Source organism: Amycolatopsis sp. BJA-103 (assembly GCF_002849735.1).
GTDB lineage: Bacteria > Actinomycetota > Actinomycetes > Mycobacteriales > Pseudonocardiaceae > Amycolatopsis.
Window position 1 is genome coordinate 7,138,193 of the sequence record NZ_CP017780.1, and the last position, 23,691, is coordinate 7,161,883.

Genomic DNA, 23,691 nt, shown 5'->3' on the forward strand with positions numbered 1-23,691 from the left:
CCTGCGGGAAGAGAGCAAGGGACCTTTGCTGTCACTTATTTAGCGTACCCACGCTAACGATAGCAAAGGTCCCTTGCTCCCACTTTCGATCAGGCGGACTGGGCCACCCGCGTGCGCGAAGGGAGCGAAAGCGCGAAGGCGAGCAGGGCGATGAAGGCGGCAACGGGACCGACCCACCAGACGCCCGCCGACGACAGGACGACGCCACCCAGCGCGGCACCGAGGGCGCCCCCGGCGTAGATCGCGGAACCGTTGAGCCCCAAGGCGACCGTCGGCGCGTCGGGCGCCAGCGAGAACAGCCTGTGTTGCTGCGGCACCATCAGCATCCCGCCGAAGATCCCCGAAGCGAGCGCGAGGACCAGCGCGCCGGGCAGGCTCAGCACGGCGACGTCCACCAGCGCGAGTGTCACGACCGTACCGACGAGCGAGATCGCGCGGACGCGTGCGGGCCCGAGTGAGTCGGTCGCCCGGCCCGCGAAGGCGTTGCCCGCGATCTGCCCGATCCCGAAACCGATGAGCAGCCACGAGATCATCGCGCCCGCGGCGACCGGAGCGACCAGAACGGGCAGGTACACGAAGGCCGCGAAGCCCGCCGCGGTGCCGAGAACGCTGACGCCGAGCACACGCGCGATCGGCGGCCGCGCGACGACGGCGAGCCTGTCGCGCAGGGACACCGTCGGCATCCGGACACCGGGCAGCAACGGCACGAGCAGCGCCACGACCACCGCCACCGCGCCGATCCCCCACATCACCGCGCGCCAGCCGAACCAGGTGCCCGCCAGCACCCCGATCGGCACACCGACCACCATCGACACGCTCATCCCGGCGGAGACCGTCGCCAAGGCGCGGCCACGTCGCTCGTCCGACGCCAGGGCGCCGGCGAGCACATACGCGTTGGACTGGAACGCCGCGGCGCCGAGGGCGGCCAGCACGCGGGCGATGGCGACCACGGCGAAGGACTCGCCGAGCGCCTGCCCGGCCATGCCGATCGTGAACAGCACCATCCCGGCACCGAGTACCCAGCGCCGGTCGAGCCGTCCGGTGAACGCCGCGATGAGCGGCGAGGAAATCGCGTACGTCACGGCGAAGACCGTGGTCAGCTGGCCCGCGGCGGCTTCGGAAACACGCAGGTCGGCGGCGATGGTGGGCAGCAGCCCGTTCAAGACGAACCCGTCGGTGCCGACGGTGAACGTCCCGACGGCGAGTACCAGCAGAGCCCCCAAGGCGAGCCGATCATTTGATGATCGTCGAATCGTCATGGGAGGTATAGTGGCCGGACTATTCGATGACTGTCAAACAGTTGGAGCGAAGTGACCAGCACGCTGCCGCAGCCGCCGACCGGCGAAATCGAGATCGTGCCGGTGCTCCAGGCGCTCGCGGATCCCGTGCGCCTGGAGCTGATCCGCGCCCTGCGAAGCAATCCTTCGCCGCGAAGCTGCGCCATCACCGAGTACGACGTCGAGATCAGCGCGCCGACGCTCTCCCACCACTGGAAGGTCCTGCGCGAGGCCGGCCTCACGACCACCTTCGTCGAGGGCCGGACCCGCTGGGTCGAGCTACGGACCGAGGACATCCACGAGCGGTTCCCCGGGCTACTGGACGCCGTCCTCGCCTAACCGCCACTTCGCCGCGAGTTCCGCCGCCGCGCACACGCCGACGTCCAGCAGATACGGCCCCGCCTGCCCGCAACCGGCCGCCGGCGCGATCGGCTGACCGTGCCCCATCCCGGTGACGGCGTGCGTGTCGACGGTGGCGCCGACGTCCGTCCACTGCTCGGAAAGCTCACGCAGATTCATCGAAGCGACCGTGTAGTCCGCGGTCCCGTGCCAGACGCTGACCGGGGAACGCGCGCCCGTGCCCGCGGCCCGCACCTTGTCACCCCACTGCTTCGGGGTCAGATCCTTGCCGGGATTCATGCACGAGTAGGCGTCGATCATCGAAGCCGCGCAGCCGTACGGCAGGCCCGCGACGACACCACCGCCCGCGAAAAGTTCCGGATACGCCGCCAGCATCACCGAGGTCATCGCCCCGCCCGCCGACAGACCGGTCACGTAAGTCCGGCTTCCGGCCGCGAACCGCGCCATCTGCGCGATCGATTCGGCTTCCCCGGACCCGCGCTTGATGTCGCCCGCCTGGAACCAGGTGAAGCATTTGCTGAAGTTGTTCGCCGAAACCTGTTGTGGCAGAACGAGTTTGAACCGCAGCTTGTCCGCGAGGCCGATCCAGCCGGAGCCACGGGCATATCCGGCCGCGTCCTGGGTGCAGCCGTGCAGCACGACCACCGCCGGACGTCCGGACGGCAGCCCGTCGGGAACGTACTCGAACATCTGCAACGCACCGGGATTGCTCCCGAACCCGGTCACGGGACGGATCGCCGCCGCCTGTGCCGGAGTCGCGAAGAGAAGGACCAATGTCGAAACCACCGCGCCGATGAGGAGTTTTCGCATCATTTCAGGCTAAAACCGCCGCAGCCCGGTTCCCACGTGGACGACCACCACAGCGACGGCCCGTTTTGTGTGGTCGCGCCGGGTACCGATCCGAAAGGCACGCGTTTACCGTCGGCCGATGCGGCTCATTCTGGTCCTCGCGATGATGCTGGCCCTGATCTCGCCCGCCGAAGCGGCGGCGAGCGGATGCGCGAACGTGCGCGTTCCGGGGGCCGCGAAACAACAACTGTCCTGTTTGGACGATCTGACGACCACCGGCACCCTGGCCACCGGGCACACCGTCCAGGCCGACTGGGCCGGGCTGACCTCGACCGGGTTCCCCGTCCCCCATGGCGTTCCCGGGATCCAGATCGACGGCTACTTCCCGGACACCTCGACGGCCAACACCACGCACGGCTGGAACCACGACGCACAGTTCGTGCTGCGGCTGCCCGATCGCTGGAACGGCGGCCTCGTGGTCTCGGGTTCGCCCGGCGTGCGACGGCAGTACGCGAACGACCGCGCGATCGGCGACCAGGTCCTCGCCGCCGGGTACGCGTTCGCCGCGACCGACAAGGGCAACACCGGCGCCGACTTCCACACCGGCGGACGGCGGCCCGGCGACGCGCTCGCCGAATGGAACTCGCGCGTCACGCAGCTGACCCTCGCCGCGAAGGCCGCCGTCGCCCACCGTTACGGGCGCCTGCCGAGCCGCACACTCGCGGCCGGGATGTCGAACGGCGGCTATCTCGTCCGCTGGCAGCTCGAGAACCGGCCGTGGCTCTACGACGGCGGCATCGACTGGGAGGGCACGCTTTGGCACGAGGACGGCCCGAACCTGTTCACCTTCCTCCCGCCCGCGATCAAGGCCTATCCCGCGTACGTCGCCGGTTCCGCCCAGGCACACCGGCGGATTCTCGACGCCGGTTTCGCGCCGGGCTCGGAATTCCTTTGGCAGTACCACAACGACGTCTACTGGGGGCTGACCCAGCGCATCTACCAGGCCGAATTCGACCCGTCGTTCACCGGGACCGACTACGACTACACCGCTCGCCCGCCGTCGGTGCATCGCGCGGTCGAACGGATCTCGCTGACCGGGCGGATCGGCAAACCGCTGATCACCCTCCACGGCACCCTCGACACGCTCCTGCCGATCACCCGCGATTCCGACGTCTACCAGCGGATGATCGCCGGTCAGGGCCGCGCCGGGCTCCAGCGCTACTACCGGATCGTGGACGGCAACCATGTCGACGGCCTGTACGACGCCTACCCGGACAAACTGCGCCCGATCGGCCCGTGCTTCCGGACGGCGTTCACCGCGCTCGAAGGCTGGCTCGACGGCGTCCGCCCGCCGTCCTCGGCGACGATCCCGCGCGCGAGCGGCGACCTCGCGAGCTCTTGCGCACTAAACTGATCTCATGGAATTCCAGGACGTCGTACGACGCCGTCGCATGGTCCGGAAGTTCACCGACGAGCCCGTCGCCGAGGCGAGCCTTCAGCGCATCCTGCGCAACGCGCTGAAAGGTCCCTCGGCCGGATTCTCACAAGGACAAGGATTTCTCGTCCTGACCGGTGAAGAACTCGCCAAGTTCTGGGAGTTCGGAGCCAGCTGGGCGCCGGAATCCGTGACCACGGCACCGGTCGCGATCGTGCCGCTCTCGGTCAAGAACGCCTATCTCGACCGCTATGCCAAGCCCGACAAGGGTTTCGCCGAAGGTGACGACTCCTGGTGGCGCGTGCCGTACTGGGACGTCGACACCGGGATGGCGGCACTGCTGATCCTGCAGACCGCCGTCGACGAGGGGCTGGGCGCGGTGTTCTTCGGCCTCGCTCCCGAGAGCGTGGAGCGCCTTCACGGCGAGTTCGGCGTGCCGGAGGATCACGAGCCGATCGGCGTCGTGGCACTCGGCCATGGCGACGAGCCCGGCCCGTCACCCGGCTCGTCGGCGACGACGGTCGCTCGACGCGACTTCTCCGACGTCATCCGGTTCGGTCATTGGTGAGGCGGTGCAGCCTGAGCGCGAGCTGGAGTTCCAGCGCGCGCTCGGGCGTCTGCCACTGCTCGCCCAGCAGCGACGCGATGCGGTCCAGCCGCTGCACGACGGTGTTGACGTGCACGTGAAGCAGGTCCTTCGCCCGCGTCAAGTTGCCGCCACAGGCGAAATACGCCCGTAAAGTGCCGATCAGATCCGTACCGCGGCGTTCGTCGTAGTCGAGGACCGGGCCGATCGTGGCCGTCACGTACGCGTCGAGATCGGCGTGTTCGCCGAGGAGCAGCCCGACGAACCCGAGGTCGGCCATGCTCGCGCCTTCACCCACCCGGCCGAGGGCGAGCAACGACGCGACACACCGCGCGGCCTCCGCGTGCGCCTCGGCCAAGGCCCGTGGCGAGGTGGCCGGTCCCGCCGCGCCCACCGTCACCGGGCAGTCCATTGTGGACGCGAGCTCGGCGGCGACGGACCGGGCCAGCGCGCCGGCGTCCTCGCCGCGGACCAGCAGGACGACCTCGTCGGCGTGGACACCGACCAGATCCGCGTGCCGGGCGGCGGCCATGGCCAGCCGCCGCCGGGAGACGTCGTCGGAGTGGGCGATCAGCACCGCGTGCGATGTCGACAAGTCAACTCCCAGGCGGCGACCTCGTGCCAGCAGCGCGGCGGGATTGCGGCCCGGCGCGGTGAGCAGGTCCGACAGCAGTTCTCCACGCACCTCGTCCTCGGCACGCGCGACGGACCGCCGCTGCATCAGCAGTACCGCAGTGACCACGCCGGCGCGCTCGAACAGCCGCCTGTCGGCCTCGCCGAGGGACCGCCCGCCTCCCAGCACCAGGCTGCCGAGGAACTCCTGCCCGGCCTGGACCGCGCACAGCCAACCGTCCTCAGTGGACACCGCCCGTCCGCTCGCGCGGGACGCGGACACGGCGGCACGCGAGAGGCTCAACTCCCCGCCGGTCCTGGCCAGCACGGCGCCGTCCGCGTCGTAGACGGCGATCCCGCCGCCGAGCACGTCCGCGACCGCCGCGGCGACCTCGGCCAGGTCGCCGCCGCGCAGCACGAGATCCATCAGCCGGTCGTGCGCGTCTTCGGCGCGGCGCATCGCGTCGTTGTGCGCGCTGATCGTCGCGTTGGCGGCGTTCAGCTCGGCGACCGCGCGCCGCGTCTCGTCGAGCAGATGCGCGTTGTCCAGCGCGATCGCCGCGTGGTCGGCCAGCGACGACAGCAGCGCGACCTCCTCCGGCGAGAACTCGCGCGTGGTCCGATCCGAGGCGAACAGCACCCCGATGACCTTGCTGCCGATCGCCAGCGGCACCCCGAGGATCGCTGTCAACCCCTCGTCGAGCACGCCGGTGTCGATCGAAGAAGTGTGGTGGAACCGCTTGTCGTTGAAGTAGTCCGCCGTCGCGTACGGCCGCGCGGTCTGCGCGACCAGCCCGCCGAGTCCCTCGCCCATCCCCAGCACGATGTCCTGGAACAGCGCGGAAACCGAGCCGTCGGTCACGCGGACGTAGGTGTTGCCCTCGGTCTCGTCGTTGAGGCTGAGGTACGAGACGTCCACGCCGAGCAGAGCCCGCGCCCGCCGCACGATCGACCGGAGGACGGCGTCCGGATCGTCCAGCCTGGCGAGGTCGCTGGCCGTGTCGAACAGCGCGGCCAGCTCCGCCTCGCGCCGCCGGTGCTCGGCGACGGTGTCGCGGATCCGCAGCGCCAGCTCGGTGGCCTTCGGATCGACGGGGACGTGCGCCAGCTGCTCACTGCCCGCCCCGGAGGCGAGCAGTTCGAGCAGCCGGCGCAAAGCCCTCGTCGTCTCCGCACCGTCCACAACGGTCATGCTGACACGTGACCGCGCTCCGTGAGAACTTCGGAGTGCAGGGATTCCCCCTTGGTCTCGCGGGCGGCGAGCAGCGCGATCACCGTCAGCACGCACATCGCGACGACGTAGAGCGAGACAGGGACCGTGCTGCCGAACTCCTTGAACAGCGCGACCGCGATGAGCGGCGCCACCGCGCCCGCCGCGATCGACGACAGCTGCCCGCCGACCGAAAGGCCGGTGTAGCGGACCCGCGTCGGGAACTGCTCGGAGAAGAACGCGGCCTGCGGGCCGTACATCGCGCCGTGCAGCACCAGCCCGACGGTCGCCGCGAGAATGATGACACCGGAATTCTTCGTGTCGAGCATCGCGAAGAACGCGAAGCTCCACACCGCCATCCCGATCGCGCCGAACAGATAGACCGGGCGGCGGCCGATCCGGTCGGAAAGAATGCCCCACAAGGGAATGGTCAGGAAATGCACGGCCGAACCGATGAGCACCGCGTTGAGTCCCGCGGATTTCGGCAAACTCAATCCGGTGGTGACGTAAACCAGAATGAACGCGGTGATCACGTAGTACGAAACGTTCTCCGCCATGCGCGAACCGATCGTGATCAGCACCGCGCGCCAGTTGTTCCGGAACACCTCGACGACCGGCGCGTGCTCGGGCGCGCTCTTTTCTTGTGCAGCCAGGAAGACCGGCGATTCGCTGACCGCGAGCCGGATCCAGAGCCCGATCACCACGAGGACCCCGGAAAGCAGGAACGGGATCCGCCAGCCCCAGCTGAGGAACGCCTCGTCGGACTGGGTCGCGGCGAGGATCGCCAGGACCGCCGTCGCGAGCAGGTTCCCGCCGGGGGCACCGCACTGCGGCCACGACGCCCAGAACCCGCGGCGCTTGTCGTCACCGTGTTCGGAGACGATCAGCACCGCGCCGCCCCATTCGCCGCCGAGGGCGAAACCTTGGACCAGCCGCAGCAGCGTCAGCAGGATCGGCGCCAGCACGCCGACGGTCGCATACGTCGGGAGGATGCCCATCGCGCAGGTCGAACCGCCCATCAGCAGCAGGCTCAGCACCAGCAGCTTCTTGCGGCCGACCCGGTCCCCGAAGTGCCCGAACACCAGCCCGCCGACCGGCCGCGCGAGGAAGCCGACGGCGTAGGTCAGGAACGCGAGCAGCGTGCCTGTCAGCGGATCGTTGGTGGGGAAGAACAATTTGCCGAACACCAGCGCCGCGGCGGAGGTGTAGAGGAAGAAGTCATACCACTCGATCGTCGTTCCGATCAGGCTGGCACTGACCACCTTCGCGATCGAGCCACGGGGTTGCGTGGTCACCGGGGACGTCCTTTCTGGAGGGTTCACGCGGCGGTCCAGCCGCCGTCGAGGGGGATCGAGGTACCGGTGACATGGGCGGCGTGGTCGCCGGAGAGCCAGAGCACGCACGCGGCGACGTCCGCGGGTTCGATGAGCCGCTTGATCGCCGAACGGCGCAGCAGGACCTGCTCGATGACGGCGTCGCGTTCGAGGCCGTGCTCTTCGGCCTGCGCTTCGAGCTGGCCGGTGACCAACGGGGTCCGGACGTAGCCGGGGCTGACGCAGTTGCTGGTCACCCCGTGTTCGGCGCCTTCGAGCGCGGTGACCTTGGAGAGTCCTTCGAGCGCGTGCTTCGCGGTGACGTACGCGGACTTGAACGGGCTCGCGCGGAGGCCGTGGACGCTGGACATGTTGACCACGCGACCCCAGCCGCGGTCGTACATCGGCGGCAGCACGCGGCGGATGAGCAGGAACGGCGCGGTGACCATGAGCGCCTGGAGGCGGGTGAACGTCTCCGGCGGGAACTCGTGGATCGGCGCGATGTGCTGGAAGCCGGCGTTGTTGACGAGGATGTCGACCTCGGCCGGAAGGGTCTCGATGGCCCGGGCGTCGGTGAGGTCGGCGACGTGCGCGATGCCGTCGACCTCGGCCGCCGCCTTCTCGACGGCGTCGTCGATGTCGACGAGGTGGACCTTGGCCCCGGCCTGGGCGAGCGCTTCGGCGCAGGCCAGGCCGATCCCACTCGCCGCGCCCGTGACCAGCGCGGACTTACCCGCCAGATCGCTGTGATACGCACCACTCATGCCCGACGACGTTAGGTCGCTCCAGGCACTTAAGCCATGTGGCTACTAGCTACACCTACTCAAGATCCCCTGTCGGCACACCACACCCCCGCGTTTCGTCCTCCAGTTGCGGTAGTTGCGTGCAAGTACCGCAACTAGAGGACGAAACACGAGGAGGAGGTCAGCCGGCGGCGTCCGAGATGGACTTCGCCTCGCGGGCGCCCGCTTCGAAGGCTTCGCAGGAGAAGAGCAGCCAGGACCGGACACCCTCGGGAGTCCCGTCCGTAAAGGCCGAAGCGGCCTCGAGGTACTGCGGCACGCGCCGGAAATACGCGACCTCAGGCACCGTCAGCGCCTTGGGGTCCAGCCCCGTCGCCACCGCCGAGAGCCGCGCCGCAGCCCGCGCGACGATCCCGTCCGCCGAACCGAAAGGCTTCAGCGCCAACAGTTCCCCGTGCACGACGGCGGTGAGCACCGGTCCGGGGACCGACGTCGCGCCGGTGACGAGTTGCGCCAGCATCTCCAGCCGCGGCCCGACGTCACCGGACGACCGCGGTCGTCCCAGCGCGTCGAGGTCCGTCACCAGATCCGACGCGGCGAGGACGTGCAAGCGCGCCAACGCCTGCAGCGGCGCACGCCGCCACGCCGGGAGCAGCCCCTCCAGCGCTTCCGCGACGCGCAACGCGCCCGCCAGTACCGGATCGGTCACTTCGCCGGATTCCGGCAGTTCGGGCGCCGCGCCCTCGATCCCGGCCGACGCGCGCGCCGACCGCACGGACGCTTCGGCGGCCGTCGCCGCGCCGCCACGCAGGTTGGCGGGCAGCCGGTGGACGGCGAACACCGCGTCCTGTGCCGATTTCGCGGCCGCCGCGACACCTTCGAGGTCCAGCAGCGGCTTCAGCGGATCCGTCACGCGTCCAGCACCTGACCCTCGCGGCGCACGACCGGTGCCTGCACCGACCACGGGAAGTTGATCCACCGGTCCGTGTGCTTCCAGACGTACTCGCATTTCACGTCGGAGCGCGGCTTCTCGTAGACGACCGCGCAGCGCACCTCGGCGACATGGTCGGCGCAGAAGTCGCGGACCAGCTTCAACGTCGCGCCGGTGTCCGCCACGTCGTCGGCGACGAGCACCTTCTTCTTCGTCAGGTCGACGACGTTCGGCACCGGCGGCAGCATCACCGGCAGGTCGAGACGCTGATCGACGCCGGTGTAGAACTCGACGTTCATCACGTGCAGGTTCTTCACGTCCAGCGCGTAGCCGAGCGCGCCGGCGACGAACAGCCCGCCGCGCGCGATCGACAGGATCAGGTCCGGCTCGAACCCGTCGTCGGCGACGGCCTGCGCCAGCTCCCTGCTGGCCGTTCCGAACAACTCCCAGGTGAGCTCTTCCCGCTCCTCGGCCATGCGCGCCTCGCCTTCTCGATCGTTCCCGCGAGCATAGGCAACGCCTCAGTGGCCTTCTCGAATGCTTCGAAACTGGCTATCCAGCAGGGCCAATGCCGGACGTAGCGTCAAGATCGTGAACGACTGGAACGACCACGCGACCCTGGACGGCGAACGCGTCCGCCTCGAACCGCTCACCCGCGATCACGCGAAGGGCCTGTTCGAAGCCGGATCCGACCCCGCGATCTGGACCTGGCTCAGCCTCCGGCAGCCTCGGGACCTCGCCGAGGCCGAGGCGATGGTCGACGGCATCCTCGCCGACACCGACCGCCGCGCCTGGGCACAGCTCGACGCGCACACCGGCGAGGTCGCGGGCACGACGTCGTTCTACGCGATGAACGCGCGCCACAAGATCATTTCCCTCGGCTACACCTGGATCGGCTCCGCGTGGCAGCGGACCGGGCTCAACCGCGAGTCGAAACTCCTGTTGCTGCGCCACGCTTTCGACGACCTCGGCGCGAACCGTGTCTCGTGGGAGACCGACATCAACAACCTGAAGTCGCAGAAGGCGATCGAACGCCTCGGCGCACAGCGGGAAGGGGTGCTGCGCGCGCATCGCGTCCGGCCCGACGGAACCGTCCGTGACACCGTTGTCTACTCCCTCACCGGACCAGAATGGCCCGCGGTCCGTACCGCTTTGTCCTCAAGCGGATGAATGCCGCGCGCAACCACGATGCAACCTTTTACTTCGCGTCGTAACGTCGATAGCGTGCCAACGGGCGTGAAGACACGCGAATCACAGGAGGCATCGCACCATGACCGAGCAGTCGCCGGCGCTGGACAATTTGCTCACGGAGAGCAGGACCTTCCCCCCGAGTGAGGCTTTCAGCGCGCAAGCGAATGCCACCGCCGACTTCTACGCCGAAGCCGACGCGGACCGGGAAGCTTTCTGGGCCAAGCAGGCCGAGCGCCTCCACTGGGACACGAAGTGGTCGCAGGTATTGGACTGGACCAATGCGCCGGTCGCGAAGTGGTTCGTGGGCGGGAAGCTGAACGTCGCCTACAACTGTGTCGACCGCCACGTCGACGGCGGACACGGAGACCAGGTCGCCATCCACTGGGTCGGCGAGCCCGGCGACAGCCGTGACATCACTTACGCGCAGCTGAAGGACGAGGTCTCCCGGGCGGCGAACGCCTTCGAGTCCCTCGGCCTCACCGCGGGCGACCGCGTCGCCATCCAGATGCCGATGGTGCCCGAAGCGATCTTCGCGATGCTCGCGTGCGCCCGCATCGGTGTTCTGCACAGTGTCGTCTTCGGCGGTTTTTCCCCGACAGCGCTGCGATCCCGGGTGGACGACCAGGCGGCGAGGATCGTCATCACCACCGACGGCCAGTACCGCCGCGGCAAGGCCGCGCCGATGAAGGTCAACGTCGACGAAGCGCTCGAAGGCGCCGAATCGGTCGAGAAGGTCATCGTCGTCCGCCGCACCGGCGACGAGGTGCCCATCACCGAAGGCCGCGACCTCTGGTGGCACGAACTGGTCGACGGCCAGTCCGCGGAGCACGCGCCGCAGGCGTTCGACTCGGAGCACCCGCTCTTCATCCTCTACACCTCCGGCACCACCGGGAAGCCGAAGGGCATCCTGCACACCTCCGGCGGTTACCTGACCCAAGCGGCGTACACGCACCACAACGTCTTCGACCACAAGGCCGGCGAAGACGTCTACTGGTGCACCGCCGACATCGGCTGGATCACCGGGCACACCTACATCGTGTACGGGCCGCTGGCGAACCGGACGACGCAGGTCGTCTACGAAGGCACGCCGAACACCCCGCACGAGGGCCGCCACTGGGAGATCGTCCAACAGCACAAGGTCTCCATCTACTACACCGCGCCCACGTTGATCCGCACGTTCATGAAGTGGGGCAACGAGATCCCGGAGAAGTACGACCTCTCCTCGCTGCGCGTGCTGGGCAGTGTCGGCGAGCCGATCAACCCCGAAGCGTGGATCTGGTACCGCGAGAACGTCGGCGCGAACTCGGCGCCGATCGTCGACACCTGGTGGCAGACCGAGACCGGCGGGATCATGATCTCGCCGCTTCCGGGCGTCACCTCCACGAAGCCGGGCTCCGCGCAGAAGGCGCTGCCGGGCATCTCGGCGAAGGTCGTCGACGACCAGGGCGTCGAGGTCGGCAAGGGTGGCGGCGGCTACCTGGTGCTCGACAAGCCGTGGCCGGGCATGCTGCGCGGCATCTGGGGCGACGAGGAACGGTTCCGCGACACCTACTGGTCGCGCTTCCGCGACCAGGGCTACTACTTCGCCGGTGACGGTGCGAAGTACGACGCCGACGGCGACATCTGGCTGCTGGGCCGGGTCGACGACGTGATGAACGTGTCCGGGCACCGCATCTCGACCACCGAGGTCGAGTCCGCGCTGGTCTCGCACCCGACGGTCGCCGAGGCCGCCGTCGTCGGCGCTTCCGACCCGACCACCGGGCAGGGCATCGTCGCGTTCGTCATCCTGCGCGGCAACGCCGTCGACGGTGGCGACAAGGCCGTGCAGGAACTGCGCAACCACGTCGCCAAGGAGATCGGCCCGATCGCGAAGCCGCGGCAGATCCTGGTCGTGCAGGAACTGCCGAAGACGCGGTCCGGCAAGATCATGCGCCGCCTGCTGCGCGACGTCGCCGAGAACCGCCAGGTCGGCGACGTCACCACGCTGGCCAACTCGTCCGTGATGGACCTGATCTCTTCGGGCCTGAAGTCGGGCAAGTCCGAGGAGTAGCTCCCGAGAGCGCCAGGAAAGGCCCGTTACTTGCAAATTTTGCAAGTAACGGGCCTTTCCTGGCATCGGTCAGGCGGGCTCGACAGCCAGCCAAAGCTCACAAGTGGCGGTCCCGAAGTCGTCCGAGTGCTTCAGGATCGTGACGATCGACGGCCCCGGCCGCAGCCGCCACGGGTTGGACGGGAACCACTCGGTCGCCGTCGCCGCCCACACCTTCTGCAGCGCCTCCGGATGCGGGCCGTCGGTACGGAAGACCGCCCACCGCCCGGACGGCACCTCGATGACGTCGAGATCGCCGGGGGCGTCCCCGGTGACGGCGACCCCGTGCAGATAGGTCAGCTCGGCGCCGTCCGGGTCGAGAGCGTCGCTGACCTGCAGCAGCCCCGGCGGCTCGGTGTCGCTGAGCGCTTTCAGCCGGGCGTGCGCTTCCGGTGGCAGTGCGGTGATGTGCCGCTGGATGTGCGGGTTGACGCCCTCGTGGACCAGCGGGACGCGGGTCGCGTGCCCGACGAGCCGGAAAGCGGGCCGGTCGACGATACGGGTTTCCATGGGGATGCTCCCTTCGACGCTCAGGCGGAACCTGAGCAGCGGTTGTGTGCGAAGGGGGCCTCCGTCGCGGCGGACGTCACCGGGACCGGCGCCGTGGACCGCCCGGAACGCCCTGCCGAACGCCTCTGCCGAGCCGTAGCCGTACCGGACGGCGATGGTCAGCAGATCGTCCTCGCCACGGACGACGGCGGCGACGGCGGCGGTCATGCGGCGACGGCGGACGTACTCCGACAGCGGCATTCCCGCCAGCGACGAGAACATCCGGCGCAGGTGGTACTCGGTCGTGCCGAGCGCACCGGCCAGCCCGATGACGTCGAGCTCGTCGGTGAGGTGCTCTTCGACCAGGTCGACGAGCCGGTTGAGTGCCGAGATCACGAGGCCTCCCTTCGCCGTCGACTCTGACGGAGCGCGACCGGACCGCGCCCGATCGTCGCGGACCGATCCGATCATGCGACACGCTTAGCACACCCTGCCGCGCGACAGTCGAACGCCTGTTCTAGGATGTGCCGGGTACCACCCCATACCCGGGCAAGGAGACGACACCGACGATGACCGTGGATGCCTTGACACGCACTGACGCCGTGTCCGAAGAAGCGGCTACCGAAGCGCCCGTCGACTCGACGCCGCAGGCGGAGACCACCTCGGACACCACCGAAGCCCCGGCCGAGGCCAAGACCGAGTCCCCGGAAAACCCGGAGACCCCCGCCGGAGAAGCCGCGGTGGAGTCCCCCAAGCCCAAGCGTGGCCGCCCCAAGGTCGCCACGACGGCGAAGAAGACCCGCACCGTCGAGCTGACGCTCACGGTCACCGGCACCGCCGACGGCGAGTGGCAGGCCGAGCTCAAGAACGGCGCCAAGTGGGTCGCGAAGGGCCTGGAGATCCCGGCCGCCGCCGTGTCCCGCGCCGCCAAGGAACTGCACGCGGACCTGTCGGGCCCGATCGACGAGGTCATCAACGCCGCTCGCGAGCTTCAGGCCGCGAAGGTCGCCCAGCTCGAAGCCGAGCTGGAGAAGGCGAAGCTGGCCCTGGCCGAGCTGGACGCGTAAGACTTTTCTCCCGACCGGGGCGGACGCTGGAACTTCAGTGTCCGCCCCGGTTTCTTTTCATCCGCTGATCGGCGGCCGCGACGGCAGTGGCGTCTTGAACTCGATCCACTGACTGTCCACAATGGCCTCGACACTGTGCGGGACACCGCGCGGGTGGACGATCGTCTCGCCCACCTCGAGCGTCACCTCCCGGCCGTCGAGCGTGCCGCGCAGCGAACCCGAAACCAGGTACACAAAGCTGTCGTGATCGTGGCTGTGCACGGGAGAGGCGACGCCCGCCGGGTAGAAGATCTCGTACGCCAGACCGCCTTCCGCCGTGGCGGCCGTCCGGAACCGGCCCTGCCCGCCGAGCAGCGGCAGCCCTTCCACTGTGGACATCGGCGTCCAGGTCATCGCGCGGTCTCCAGGGCTGCCGCCTCTTCCTCGCGGTCCGGGTCACGGGCGAGCAGGACCCCGATGACGGTCACCACCGCGGTCGCCAGCAGGTAGACGCCGATCGCGAGCCAGCTGTCGAAGCCGGCGAGCAGCGCCGTGAACAGCAACGGCGCGGGCGCCCCGCCGATGACTCCGGCGAGGGTGTACGCCAGCGAACTGCCGGTGTAGCGCAGGCGCGGCGAGAACTGCTCGGTGACGAGCGCGGCCTGCGGCCCGTAGAGCGCCGCGTGGATGACGAGCGCGAGCACGATGCCGATCGCCAGCATCGCGAACGAACCACCGCTGACCATCGGGAAGAACACGAACGGCCAGATCCCGGCGGCGATGGTCGCGAACAGGTACATCTTGCGGCGCGAGACCCGGTCCGACAGCGCGCCGAACAGGGGCATCAGCACCAGCTGGAACGCCGAGCCGATCATCACCGCGGCCAGCCCGGCGCCGCGCGAGAGGCCGGTGTGCGTGGTGACGTACGTCAGCACGAAAACGGTGAACAGCGCGTAGAGGACGTCCGGGCAGACGCGGATCAACACGGACGCGATCAGCGCTCGGCGTTCGGTGCGGAAGACCTCGGAGATCGGCGCCGACGAACGTTCGCCACGCTCCTGGAGTTGTTTGAAGACCGGCGTTTCCTCCAGCTTGAGGCGGATCCACAGGCCGAACACGACCAGCACGCCCGACAGCAGGAACGCGATCCGCCAGCCCCAGCTGTTGAACTGGTCCTCGGTCAGCAGCGCGGCCAGTACGGCGAGGACGCCGTTCGCGAGCAGATTGCCCGCTGGCGGGCCGATCTGCGCGGCCGACGCCCAGAACCCGCGTTTGCCCGGATCCCCGAACTCACTCGACAGCAGGACGGCGCCACCCCATTCGCCGCCGATGCCGACACCCTGTGCGAAACGCAGTGCCACGAGCAGGATCGCCGCGAAGCCGCCGATGCTCTCGTACGTGGGCAGGACGCCGATGAGGAACGTCGCGACACCGGTGAGCACAAGGGTCATGACCAGGATGCGCTTGCGGCCGAGCACGTCGCCGAGGCGGCCGAAGATGAACCCGCCGAGCGGCCGGGCGAGGTAGCCGACGGCGTAGGTGGAGAACGCCGCCATCGTGCTCGCGAGCTGGTCTTCCGAGGGGAAGAAGAGATGTCCGAAGATCGTCGCGGCCGCCACCGAGTAGGCCGCGAAGTCGTACCACTCGAGCGCTGTTCCCGAGAGGCTGGCCGCGAAGGCCTTGTGCAGCGAGCGCCGGTCACCGGCTGGTGCGGTCATGTCCACTTCCCGTCCGTTCGAGGTCCCTCAACCCCGCCGGGAGGGGTTGAATTGCGGATATACTCCTTGTATACAAGCTGTATGCGCAACCCCCAATTTCGGAGGACAGATGCCTGAGCTGCGTTTCACCCTTCCCGACGGCCAGGAGCGGCGGACCGAGGTCCACACGCTGCTGAACGCCGGATACGCCGGTCGCAGCCAGGAAGACGTCGCCGCCCACGTGGCCGAACTGGCCGAACTCGGTGTCCCGGCCCCCTCGGTGATCCCGGCGCTCTACCCGGTCGCGCCGTACCTGGCGAGCCAGACCGAAGAGGTCCCCGTGCAGCACGAACGGACCTCCGGCGAGGCGGAATGGGCCCTCGTCATCACCGGTCCGGCCCCCGAGGACGTCCTCCTGACCGCCGCCTGCGACCACACCGACCGCGCGCTCGAAGCCCATGGCGTCGCGTGGAGCAAGAACGCCGGCCCCGACGTCCTCGCCGCCAAGGCGTGGCGGCTCGTCGACGTCCAAGACCGGCTCGACGAGCTCACACTGTCCGCCTGGGCCGGGGAAACCCTGATCCAGCAAGGAAAACTCGCGGAACTGCTGCCGCCGTCGTACTGGCTGGACGTGCTGCGCGAACGCGGTCTGCACGCGCCGGGCACGGTGCTGATCTCGGGCACGATCCCGATGGTGCACGGCGTCGACCAGTTCGCCGACTCCTGGCGCGTGGAACTGGGCGACCCGGCGACCGGCGAGACGATCGACCTCGCCTACACCGTGCGGCGGCTGCCCGAACCGATCGGCTGAAGCAGCTCGCCGAGGAAGGCGCGGTATTCGGCCTTCATCGGCAACTCGCGCTCGACGCGGACGCGGCGGCGGGTCGCGGAGACCTCGATCTCGCGCACCGGGTCGAAACCCGTGCGTTCATAGGTCTCCCAGTACAGCCCGACGCCGCGTCGCTGCCAGGTGGGCACTTCGGCGAAGTTGACGCCTTGCGCGAAGAGCAGTTCGTTCTTCTCGGCGGTACCCGCGCCTTCGATGGCGGCTCCGGCCTCACTCGCCGACTTCCCCGCCTTGCGCAGGATCCAGTAGCACCAGCCGTTGAGCGCGCAGCGGGTCGCGTCCGCCTGACGCCACGAGAAGTAGTCGACGACGTCGTCCGCCGTCGTGCCGAGCCAGACCCGGCCGTCGAAGTGCGCGGGCGTCCCCGCCGCGTGGGTGAACGCGGCCGACGCGACCCCCGCGGAGATCGACACGAGCTTCTCGACACCCCGGCCGAAGAGGTCGGTGGCGGGGTCGAGCAGGATCGAGATCTCGTCGCTTTCCGCGTAGACGTAAGGCGAGGCGAACTCCGCCATCAAGGCGTTCGCGGTCTCGACCATGCACTCGCCGAACCGCGGATCGAACGGCTTCTCGAACCGCGCTTCGGTGAACTTGGAGAATCCCCTGCCGTCGACGCGGAGCACCGTCCAGGAGCCGGGCGGCACCGTCAGACCGTGGAACCACTCGCGTTCCCGTTGCCGCGCTTCGAAACCGCCGGACTCCACGGTCACCCCCGTTCCACGACGAAACCGCCCTCGCCGTCGAAACCGACGGTGTACAGCTCGTCGAAACCGTCCTCGGCGCCAGGTCGCCTGAGGCGTTTGAGCGTCGCATACAGACCGACGTCCGGCACCCGGGTTTTGCCTTGCCGGCGCGCGTTGCGCTCCTGCGAACCGACGAAGTCCGGCGGGAACCAGTACCCGGCGACCTTCGCGCCGTACTTTTTGGCGACCTCGATCAGCGGCACCCACTCTTCGGCCGACGGATTGGTGTTGTCCACGACCACCGAACGACCGCCTTCGAGCGCCTCGGTGAGCATCCGCAGCTGGCGGACCTGCGGACGGCGGGCGTTGGGGAAGGTGTCCTTGCTGACGTGGACGTGCGTGCCCGCGAACTCCCGCCGGAAGAACGTCGTCTTCCCGGACGCCTGGAGCCCGATCAGGATCACCACTTCGGCCACAGTCACAACCTAGCCCGGTACAGGTGGGTCGTGAGTGACGTTTCGGGTTCCATTGAGGAGTAAGGCGAATGTGGCGTTTCTGTCGCTCGCCCGCGCGCTGGCTTTCGCGACGCTTCCGAACCTCCGCCGCCCACGGGGACCGCAGACCCGTGGCGAAGCCACTGTCACGCGAGGTCCTAGCCGACGGGTTAGGTAAGGCAATAGTCAATAAGGTTTGGCTGCATTGACCGAAAAGGTTTCCTCTCGCCGATTCCCGTTCTTCGTGTTTCACTGAAACGGTGACCGATACCGTGTCGACAGCCCATCCTCACGAACCTCATGAGGACCTCGGCGGCAAGCTGAACTGGCTGCGTGCCGGGGTACTCGGCGCGAACGACGGGATCGTGTCGGTGGCGGGCATCGTGGTCGGCGTCGCGGGCGCGACCACCGACTCCACCGCGATCGCGACCGCGGGAATCGCGGGACTGGTCGCGGGCGCGCTTTCCATGGCGGGCGGCGAATACGTCTCGGTGAGCACCCAGCGCGACACCGAACGCGCGCAGTTGCGGCTGGAAAAACGCGAACTGAAAGAGATGCCCGAAGCCGAAGAACGGGAACTCGCGGGAATCTACGAGGCGAAGGGCCTTTCCCCGGAACTCGCCGCCGAAGTCGCCCGCGAACTGACCGAAAAGGACGCGCTGCAAGCGCACGCCGAAGCCGAACTCGGCATCGATCCGGACAATCTGACCAGCCCGTGGCAGGCGGCGTGGGCGTCGCTGGTGGCGTTCACCGTCGGCGCGCTGCTGCCTCTGCTGTCGATCTTGTGGACGTCGACCTCGGCGCGGGTCTGGGCGTGCGCGTCGGCGGTCGTGGTCGGGCTGGTCCTGACCGGTTTCCTCAGCGCGAAACTCGGCGACGCGCACGTCGGCCGCGCGATCGCGAGGAACGTCGGTGTCGGCGCGCTGACGATGGTGGTGACCTACTACGTCGGCGTGCTGTTCGGGACGAGCGTCGCGTAGGGCAGGACTGAAGGGGCCCTTCCCCGCATCTGACGCAGCGAAAGGGCCCCTCACCGCGTCCTATGCGGTGAAGGGCCCCTTCAGCACCTCCGAGGGTCACTCGTCAGCGCGGGCAAAAGAGCGTCTAGTGGACGCCCTTCATCAGCTTGCGGATCATCGGCGTCGCCACCAGAAGGGCCACACCGACCACGATGGCGACCCCGCCGACGATGCTGAAGTACGGCGCTTCGTCGTCCACCGAGTAGTACTCGGCGAGCTTTCCGGACATCGCCGTACCGAGTGAGATGGACAGGAAGTTCAGCGCCACCATCTGCGTCCGGAAGGCCTCCGGCGCGAGTTTGGTCGAAAGCGAAAGACCGACCGGCGAAAGCATCAGTTCCGCCATGGTGAACACGAACAGGATGCCCACCAGCGCGAGCAGCGGGCTGGCGTTCTTGCCGCTGCCGACCATCGGGAGGAACAGCAGGAACGCCAGGCCCATGGTCACCGTGCCGAGCACGAACTTGACCGGCGAGGACGGCTGCCGCGAGCCGAGTTTCGTCCAGATCGCCGCGATCACCGGCGCGAACAGGATGATGAACACCGGGTTGATCGAGTTGACCCACGCCACCGGCATCTCCCAGCCGAAGATGGTGCGGTTCAGCCGTTCGTCGGTGTAGGCCGCGACGACGGTGAACTGTTGCTGGTACAGCGAGAAGAACGCCGCGCTCGCGATGAACATCGGGATGAACGAGTACACCCGGCTGCGTTCCTCGGAGGTGATCTTCTTGCTGCTGATGATCACCACGAAGTAGATCACCGAGATGACCGCGACGGTCCAGACGACGATGTCGACCAGGTTCGCCGGGTTGATCACCCCGAAGACGATCAGGAGCACGATCGCCGCGACACCGGCCGCGGTACCGATGAAGACCAGCGGACGCTGCGACGCGGGCAGCGGGTTGGGGATCTCGCTCGCCTTCTCGCCGAGGTTCTTGCGGCCGATCGTGTACTGGATCAGGCCGAGCGCCATCCCGACCGCGGCGAGCCCGAAGCCGATGTGGAAGCCGAGTTCGCTCTGCGCGAGGCCGGTCAGCAGCGGTCCGACGAAACCACCGATGTTCACGCCCATGTAGAAGATCGTGAAACCACCGTCGCGGCGCTCGTCGTCCTTCGCGTACAGCGTCCCGACGATGGCCGTGGCGTTGGACTTCAGCCCGCCACTGCCGACGGCGACGCAGAAGAGACCCACGGCGATACCGGCCAGCCCGGGCAGGATCGCCAGGCTGATGTGGCCGATCATGATCAGGATCGCGCTGTAGAACAGCGTCCGTTCGGAGCCGAGCACGCGGTCCGCGACCCAGGCGCCGATCACCGCCGACAGGTAGACCATGCCGCCGTACGCGCCGACGATGCCGAGCGCGGAGGCCTTCGGCAGCGCGAGACCGCCCTGACTGACTTCGTAGTAGAGGTAGATGGGGAGGATGCCGAGCATCCCGTAATAGGAGAACCGCTCCCACATCTCGACGCCGAAGAGGTTCGCCAGCCCTCGTGGGTGCCCGAAGAACCTCGTGTCGTGCTGGACCTCGGTAGAGGTACTCACCATGCCGTCCTTATCGAAGACATCGTTGTCGGTTTTCACTTGACATGCTAGAAGCCCAGCATGTGGACGGGACACCGACGTCCGGATGATCTTGTGGCACCCGTCATGAAGAGATGAAATTCGCAGCTCAAAGCGTTAAAATCGAGTCAAGGTGCGCCGGGAAGTCTGGTCGGCAACAGTATTCGTGTCGCCGAAAACCGGAGGATGCCTTGTCCGGCCCCAACCGTCCCGCGAAAGCCGTCGTCGCCGACTTCGCCCGCTATCTCCGCACCGAGACCACCGGCGGGCTGATCCTGCTCGGTGCCACCGCCATCGCCCTGCTCTGGGCGAATTCGCCCATCGACGACGTTTACCGCGCGATCCGCGATTTCCGGCTCGGCCCCGAATTCCTGCACCTGAATCTGACGATCGGCGATTGGGCCAAGGACGGCCTGCTCGCGCTGTTCTTCTTCGTCGCGGGACTCGAACTCAAACGCGAACTCGTGGTCGGCGAACTCTCCCGGTTCAAGCAGGCGATCCTGCCGGTGGTGGCCGCGATCGGCGGCATGATCGTCCCGGCGCTGGTCGCCCTCGCCGTCGGCTGGGGGGCGCCGGGCATCGATCGCGCGTGGGCCATCCCGGTCGCCACGGACATCGCCTTCGCGCTGGGCGTGCTCGCCATCACGGCGTCCAACCTGCCGAGCAGCGCGCGGGTCTTCCTGCTCTCGCTGGCGGTGGTCGACGACCTCGGCGCGATCCTCGTCATCGCGATCCTGTTCACCGCGAAGTTCGACCTCGTCGCCGCGGGTGTCGCCGTCGCCGCTCTCGCGCTGTACGCCTATCTGCAGCACCGCCGCGTCCGCAGCGCCTGGATCTACGTGCCGCTCGCACTGATCACCTGGGTCGCGGTGCACTCGGCGGGCATCCACGCCACCATCGCCGGCGTCGCGCTCGGCCTGCTCACCCGCGTCCGCTCTGACTCCGGCGAGGAGCACGCGCCCGCGATCCGGCTCGAACACCGGCTGCAGCCGTGGTCGGCCGCGGTCGCCGTGCCGTTGTTCGCGCTGTTCGCCGCGGGGATCACCGTGAACGCCGAGTCGCTCGGCGCCGTCTTCACCACGGCGTTGCCGCTGGCCGTCCTGGTCGGGCTGGTCGGCGGGAAGCTCGTCGGGATCTTCGGCGCCAGCCTGCTCGCGGTGAAGTTCAAGCTCGCGGAGAAACCCAGGGGCATGGGCTGGCGGGACATCGGCGCGCTGTCGATGCTCGGCGGCGTCGGGTTCACCGTGAGCCTGCTGATCGCCGACCTCGCGCTCGACGGCGAGTCCGTCGAACTGGCGAAGACGGCGGTCTTGATCGCTTCGGCCATCGCCTCGCTTTCGGCCGCCGCGATGCTCGTGCACCGCAGCCGCGTGCACGCGCGCGAGGATCTCTAGCGCGACACTCGCCGGTCCGCCGCGCCCAGGATGAGGGCACGTGGCACGATGACCGGTGTGAGCAGCCCCAAGCACGAACGCACCGGCCCCGACGGCGTGGGGGCCGTGCCCTACCTCCCCCTGTCGAGCGATGACGACGTGGTAGCGAGCGAGCAGTCCCTCGGGAAACTCGTCGGCGATGCCACACAGCACGTCTCGACGCTGATCCGCGCCGAGGTCGAGCTGGCCAAATCCGAGGTCGTCGCGGAGGCGAAGAAGGGCCTCAAAGGGGCCCTCTTCTTCCTGATCGCGCTGGTCATCGGGCTGTACAGCTCGTTCTTCTTCTTTTTCTTCCTCGGCGAACTGCTGTCGGAGTGGCTGCAGCGCTGGGCGGCGTTCGCGATCGTGTTCGGGTTGATGCTCGTCACGACCATCGCCGCGGGCTTCCTCGGCTACCTGAAGGTGAAGAAGATCAAGGCGCCGGAGCGCACGATCAACAGCTTCAAGGACACCGCCGCCGCGTTCAAGCCGAAGCACGACGCGGACGACGTGCCCGCGGATCGCGGCTGAGAAGTCTTCGAATCGGTGCAGGCGACACCGGACCCGTCGATCGTCCGGATCGACGGTCCGTGGACCCATCGTGACGTCTCGGCTAACGGCATCCGGCTGCACGTCGCCGAACTCGGCGACGGACCGGTGGTCCTGCTGCTGCACGGGTTCGCCGAGTTCTGGTGGACCTGGCACCACCAGCTGACGGCGCTCGCCGACGCCGGTTTCCGCGCGGTCGCGGTGGATCTGCGCGGCTACGGAGACTCGGACAAACCCCCGCGCGGCTACGACGCCTGGACTCTCGCCGGCGACGTCGGCGGGCTGATCAAGTCACTCGGCGCGCGCAAGGCCCATCTCGTCGGACATGCCTGGGGCGGCATGCTCGCGTGGACGGTCGGCGCGCTGCACCCCCGGCTGGTCTCGTCGGTCAGCGTGCTGGGCGGCGCGCATCCGCTGGCGTTGCGCCGGGCCGTCCGGCGGCCGGGACAGCTGCGCGCTTCGGGACATCTGTTCCGCTTCCAGGTGCCGATGGCGCCGGAGAAATGGCTGGTCAAGGACGACGCGCTCGCCGTCGAGGAGCTGTTCCGGAGCTGGTCCGGTCCACAATGGACGGATACTCCGGACTTCGCCGAAACCGTGCGGACGTTCCGGCAGGCGATGCTCGTGCCGGGAGTGCCGCACAGCGCGCTCGAGTACTACCGATGGGCGTTCCGCGCGCAGTTCCGCGGCGAGGGCCGCCGGTTCAGCGAAGCACTGCGAGGCCGCTACGCCGCCCGAGTGCTGCAACTACACGGCGAGGACGACCGGTGCGTCCTGCCCGACACCGCGGCGGCCTCACGCCGCTGGGCCCCGGACGCCCGTCTCGAGCGCTGGCCCGGCATCGGCCACTTCCCGCACCTGGAGGCCCCGGAGCGCACTTCGGCCGCGCTGGTGGACTTCCTCCGTATCTTGGAAGCATGACCGAGCGCAAACCGACGGGCGTGTCGTTCGAGTCCTGGGTGGACCGGCAGGTCAGTGCCGCACAGGCGAAGGGCGACTTCGACGACCTTCCCGGCACGGGGAAACCGCTGCCGAAGACCGACGGCAAGGACACCGCGCTCGCTTGGGTGGTGAACAAGGTCCGCAGCGAAGGGCACGACGTTTCCGCGCTGCTGCCGCCGTCCTTGGCGATCGCCAAGGAACTCGACGACCTGCCGGACACGCTCGCGCGGGTGCGCCGGGAGGCACGGGTGCGGGAGATCGTCGAGGAACTGAACGAACGGATCCGGGCCGAGCACCGGCGTCCGGCGGGCGGGCCGGTGCTGCGGGCACGGCCGCTGGACGTCGAGGAGACTGTGGCTTCTTGGCGCGAGGGCCGCTCTTCGGGCTCCTGAACCGCTTCGCGCGTGCAATGAAGG

The 23,691-nt window shown here is 68.5% G+C and carries 25 protein-coding genes; 12 read left to right on the forward strand and 13 right to left on the reverse strand.

Features of this window, described 5'->3' with window-relative positions; translation table 11 throughout:
• Window positions 1-89: 89 nt before the first annotated feature.
• On the reverse strand, window positions 90-1,259 hold the full coding sequence (locus BKN51_RS31695) for an MFS transporter (RefSeq protein ID WP_101611119.1): 1,170 nt from the start codon (window positions 1,257-1,259) through the stop codon (window positions 90-92).
• A 51-nt stretch (window positions 1,260-1,310) separates the two neighbouring features.
• On the opposite strand from BKN51_RS31695, the gene BKN51_RS31700 reads away from it, so the two are divergent.
• Window positions 1,311-1,616 (forward strand): ArsR/SmtB family transcription factor, encoded by a 306-nt coding sequence (locus BKN51_RS31700; RefSeq protein WP_101611120.1) that lies wholly within the window; start codon window positions 1,311-1,313, stop codon window positions 1,614-1,616.
• Here BKN51_RS31700 and BKN51_RS31705 read toward each other — a convergent pair.
• Window positions 1,593-2,450, reverse strand: a complete 858-nt coding sequence (locus BKN51_RS31705; protein ID WP_101611121.1) for an extracellular catalytic domain type 1 short-chain-length polyhydroxyalkanoate depolymerase — start codon at window positions 2,448-2,450, stop codon at window positions 1,593-1,595. The genes BKN51_RS31700 and BKN51_RS31705 overlap by 24 nt on opposite strands.
• Before the next feature lie 115 nt (window positions 2,451-2,565).
• On the opposite strand from BKN51_RS31705, the gene BKN51_RS31710 reads away from it, so the two are divergent.
• On the forward strand, window positions 2,566-3,840 hold the full coding sequence (locus tag BKN51_RS31710) for a tannase/feruloyl esterase family alpha/beta hydrolase (RefSeq protein ID WP_174720476.1): 1,275 nt from the start codon (window positions 2,566-2,568) through the stop codon (window positions 3,838-3,840).
• 4 nt (window positions 3,841-3,844) lie between these two features.
• Window positions 3,845-4,429, forward strand: a complete 585-nt coding sequence (locus tag BKN51_RS31715; RefSeq protein WP_101611122.1) for a nitroreductase family protein — start codon at window positions 3,845-3,847, stop codon at window positions 4,427-4,429.
• On the opposite strand, the gene BKN51_RS31720 is transcribed toward BKN51_RS31715, so the two are convergent.
• The 5 genes from BKN51_RS31720 to BKN51_RS31740 form a co-directional block, all read right to left on the reverse strand.
• Window positions 4,407-6,251: a helix-turn-helix domain-containing protein gene (locus tag BKN51_RS31720; protein ID WP_101611123.1), complete on the reverse strand. Its 1,845-nt coding sequence runs from the start codon at window positions 6,249-6,251 to the stop codon at window positions 4,407-4,409. The two genes, BKN51_RS31715 and BKN51_RS31720, sit on opposite strands and share 23 nt — an antisense overlap.
• Window positions 6,248-7,564, reverse strand: a complete 1,317-nt coding sequence (locus BKN51_RS31725; protein WP_101611124.1) for an MFS transporter — start codon at window positions 7,562-7,564, stop codon at window positions 6,248-6,250. The genes BKN51_RS31720 and BKN51_RS31725 overlap by 4 nt, the downstream gene beginning before the upstream one ends.
• 23 nt (window positions 7,565-7,587) lie before the next feature.
• Complete coding sequence (locus tag BKN51_RS31730; protein ID WP_101611125.1) at window positions 7,588-8,346, reverse strand: 3-hydroxybutyrate dehydrogenase; 759 nt, start codon at window positions 8,344-8,346, stop codon at window positions 7,588-7,590.
• A 160-nt stretch (window positions 8,347-8,506) separates the two neighbouring features.
• The gene (locus tag BKN51_RS31735) at window positions 8,507-9,238 is read right to left on the reverse strand and encodes an oxidoreductase (protein WP_101611126.1); all 732 of its coding nucleotides are present in this window, start codon (window positions 9,236-9,238) and stop codon (window positions 8,507-8,509) included.
• Window positions 9,235-9,732 carry a phosphoribosyltransferase gene (locus tag BKN51_RS31740; RefSeq protein WP_101611127.1) on the reverse strand — a complete coding sequence of 166 codons (498 nt, stop codon included), beginning with the start codon at window positions 9,730-9,732 and terminating at the stop codon, window positions 9,235-9,237. The genes BKN51_RS31735 and BKN51_RS31740 overlap by 4 nt, the downstream gene beginning before the upstream one ends.
• Window positions 9,733-9,847: 115 nt before the next feature.
• Here BKN51_RS31740 and BKN51_RS31745 point away from each other — a divergent pair, with 115 nt between their 5' ends.
• Together BKN51_RS31745 and acs are read left to right on the forward strand one after the other, a co-directional pair.
• Window positions 9,848-10,426 (forward strand): GNAT family N-acetyltransferase, encoded by a 579-nt coding sequence (locus BKN51_RS31745; protein ID WP_101611128.1) that lies wholly within the window; start codon window positions 9,848-9,850, stop codon window positions 10,424-10,426.
• A 100-nt stretch (window positions 10,427-10,526) separates the two neighbouring features.
• Window positions 10,527-12,497, forward strand: a complete 1,971-nt coding sequence (gene acs, locus BKN51_RS31750; RefSeq protein WP_101611129.1) for an acetate--CoA ligase — start codon at window positions 10,527-10,529, stop codon at window positions 12,495-12,497.
• 69 nt (window positions 12,498-12,566) lie between these two features.
• Here the strand turns inward: acs and BKN51_RS31755 are convergent, their stop codons facing one another.
• Entirely contained in the window at window positions 12,567-13,421 is an 855-nt protein-coding gene (locus BKN51_RS31755) for an AraC family transcriptional regulator (RefSeq protein WP_101613574.1), read from the reverse strand.
• Window positions 13,422-13,594: 173 nt separating this feature from the next.
• Between BKN51_RS31755 and BKN51_RS31760 the strand changes: the two genes are divergently transcribed.
• Window positions 13,595-14,092 (forward strand): DUF6319 family protein, encoded by a 498-nt coding sequence (locus BKN51_RS31760; RefSeq protein WP_101611130.1) that lies wholly within the window; start codon window positions 13,595-13,597, stop codon window positions 14,090-14,092.
• Window positions 14,093-14,149: 57 nt separating this feature from the next.
• Here BKN51_RS31760 and BKN51_RS31765 read toward each other — a convergent pair whose 3' ends face one another.
• A complete protein-coding gene (locus tag BKN51_RS31765) occupies window positions 14,150-14,485 on the reverse strand; it encodes a cupin domain-containing protein (protein ID WP_101611131.1) in 336 nt (111 codons plus the stop codon).
• Window positions 14,482-15,789: an MFS transporter gene (locus BKN51_RS31770; protein ID WP_101613575.1), complete on the reverse strand. Its 1,308-nt coding sequence runs from the start codon at window positions 15,787-15,789 to the stop codon at window positions 14,482-14,484. The genes BKN51_RS31765 and BKN51_RS31770 overlap by 4 nt, the downstream gene beginning before the upstream one ends.
• 109 nt (window positions 15,790-15,898) lie before the next feature.
• On the opposite strand from BKN51_RS31770, the gene BKN51_RS31775 reads away from it, so the two are divergent.
• Window positions 15,899-16,579, forward strand: coding sequence for a DUF2848 domain-containing protein (locus tag BKN51_RS31775; RefSeq protein ID WP_101611132.1), 681 nt, complete (start codon window positions 15,899-15,901; stop codon window positions 16,577-16,579).
• On the opposite strand, the gene BKN51_RS31780 is transcribed toward BKN51_RS31775, so the two are convergent.
• Both BKN51_RS31780 and BKN51_RS31785 read right to left on the reverse strand, forming a co-directional pair.
• Window positions 16,543-17,325 carry a tRNA(His) guanylyltransferase Thg1 family protein gene (locus tag BKN51_RS31780; protein WP_233222921.1) on the reverse strand — a complete coding sequence of 261 codons (783 nt, stop codon included), beginning with the start codon at window positions 17,323-17,325 and terminating at the stop codon, window positions 16,543-16,545. The two genes, BKN51_RS31775 and BKN51_RS31780, sit on opposite strands and share 37 nt — an antisense overlap.
• Window positions 17,322-17,774: an ATP-binding protein gene (locus BKN51_RS31785; protein WP_101611133.1), complete on the reverse strand. Its 453-nt coding sequence runs from the start codon at window positions 17,772-17,774 to the stop codon at window positions 17,322-17,324. Before BKN51_RS31785 ends, BKN51_RS31780 begins: the two co-directional genes overlap by 4 nt.
• A 278-nt stretch (window positions 17,775-18,052) precedes the next feature.
• On the opposite strand from BKN51_RS31785, the gene BKN51_RS31790 reads away from it, so the two are divergent.
• Entirely contained in the window at window positions 18,053-18,772 is a 720-nt protein-coding gene (locus BKN51_RS31790) for a VIT1/CCC1 transporter family protein (protein WP_101611134.1), read from the forward strand.
• 124 nt (window positions 18,773-18,896) lie between these two features.
• Here the strand turns inward: BKN51_RS31790 and BKN51_RS31795 are convergent, their stop codons facing one another.
• Window positions 18,897-20,357 carry a peptide MFS transporter gene (locus BKN51_RS31795; RefSeq protein WP_168214429.1) on the reverse strand — a complete coding sequence of 487 codons (1,461 nt, stop codon included), beginning with the start codon at window positions 20,355-20,357 and terminating at the stop codon, window positions 18,897-18,899.
• A 206-nt stretch (window positions 20,358-20,563) separates the two neighbouring features.
• On the opposite strand from BKN51_RS31795, the gene nhaA reads away from it, so the two are divergent.
• From nhaA to BKN51_RS31815, 4 genes are read left to right on the forward strand one after another with little or no spacing between them, the layout of a single operon-like run.
• Complete coding sequence (gene nhaA, locus BKN51_RS31800) at window positions 20,564-21,766, forward strand: Na+/H+ antiporter NhaA (protein ID WP_101611135.1); 1,203 nt, start codon at window positions 20,564-20,566, stop codon at window positions 21,764-21,766.
• 48 nt (window positions 21,767-21,814) lie between these two features.
• Window positions 21,815-22,315, forward strand: a complete 501-nt coding sequence (locus BKN51_RS31805; RefSeq protein WP_101611136.1) for a phage holin family protein — start codon at window positions 21,815-21,817, stop codon at window positions 22,313-22,315.
• Window positions 22,316-22,330: 15 nt separating this feature from the next.
• Window positions 22,331-23,254 carry an alpha/beta fold hydrolase gene (locus BKN51_RS31810; RefSeq protein ID WP_101611137.1) on the forward strand — a complete coding sequence of 308 codons (924 nt, stop codon included), beginning with the start codon at window positions 22,331-22,333 and terminating at the stop codon, window positions 23,252-23,254.
• Window positions 23,251-23,667, forward strand: coding sequence for a J-domain-containing protein (locus BKN51_RS31815; protein WP_101611138.1), 417 nt, complete (start codon window positions 23,251-23,253; stop codon window positions 23,665-23,667). Before BKN51_RS31810 ends, BKN51_RS31815 begins: the two co-directional genes overlap by 4 nt.
• Window positions 23,668-23,691 lie beyond the last annotated feature (24 nt).

Bases quoted from the DNA above. Each gene is read 5' to 3' on its own strand.
- BKN51_RS31695 (WP_101611119.1), bottom strand. From the start codon at position 1,259: ATGACGATTCGACGATCATCAAATGATCGGCTCGCCTTGGGGGCTCTG.
- BKN51_RS31705 (WP_101611121.1), bottom strand. From the start codon at position 2,450: ATGATGCGAAAACTCCTCATCGGCGCGGTGGTTTCGACATTGGTCCTT.
- BKN51_RS31710 (WP_174720476.1), top strand. From the start codon at position 2,566: ATGCGGCTCATTCTGGTCCTCGCGATGATGCTGGCCCTGATCTCGCCC.
- BKN51_RS31715 (WP_101611122.1), top strand. From the start codon at position 3,845: ATGGAATTCCAGGACGTCGTACGACGCCGTCGCATGGTCCGGAAGTTC.
- BKN51_RS31720 (WP_101611123.1), bottom strand. From the start codon at position 6,251: ATGACCGTTGTGGACGGTGCGGAGACGACGAGGGCTTTGCGCCGGCTG.
- BKN51_RS31730 (WP_101611125.1), bottom strand. From the start codon at position 8,346: ATGAGTGGTGCGTATCACAGCGATCTGGCGGGTAAGTCCGCGCTGGTC.
- BKN51_RS31740 (WP_101611127.1), bottom strand. From the start codon at position 9,732: ATGGCCGAGGAGCGGGAAGAGCTCACCTGGGAGTTGTTCGGAACGGCC.
- acs (WP_101611129.1), top strand. From the start codon at position 10,527: ATGACCGAGCAGTCGCCGGCGCTGGACAATTTGCTCACGGAGAGCAGG.
- BKN51_RS31760 (WP_101611130.1), top strand. From the start codon at position 13,595: ATGACCGTGGATGCCTTGACACGCACTGACGCCGTGTCCGAAGAAGCG.
- BKN51_RS31765 (WP_101611131.1), bottom strand. From the start codon at position 14,485: ATGACCTGGACGCCGATGTCCACAGTGGAAGGGCTGCCGCTGCTCGGC.
- BKN51_RS31770 (WP_101613575.1), bottom strand. From the start codon at position 15,789: ATGACCGCACCAGCCGGTGACCGGCGCTCGCTGCACAAGGCCTTCGCG.
- BKN51_RS31775 (WP_101611132.1), top strand. From the start codon at position 15,899: ATGCCTGAGCTGCGTTTCACCCTTCCCGACGGCCAGGAGCGGCGGACC.
- BKN51_RS31795 (WP_168214429.1), bottom strand. From the start codon at position 20,357: ATGGTGAGTACCTCTACCGAGGTCCAGCACGACACGAGGTTCTTCGGG.
- BKN51_RS31805 (WP_101611136.1), top strand. From the start codon at position 21,815: ATGACCGGTGTGAGCAGCCCCAAGCACGAACGCACCGGCCCCGACGGC.
- BKN51_RS31815 (WP_101611138.1), top strand. From the start codon at position 23,251: ATGACCGAGCGCAAACCGACGGGCGTGTCGTTCGAGTCCTGGGTGGAC.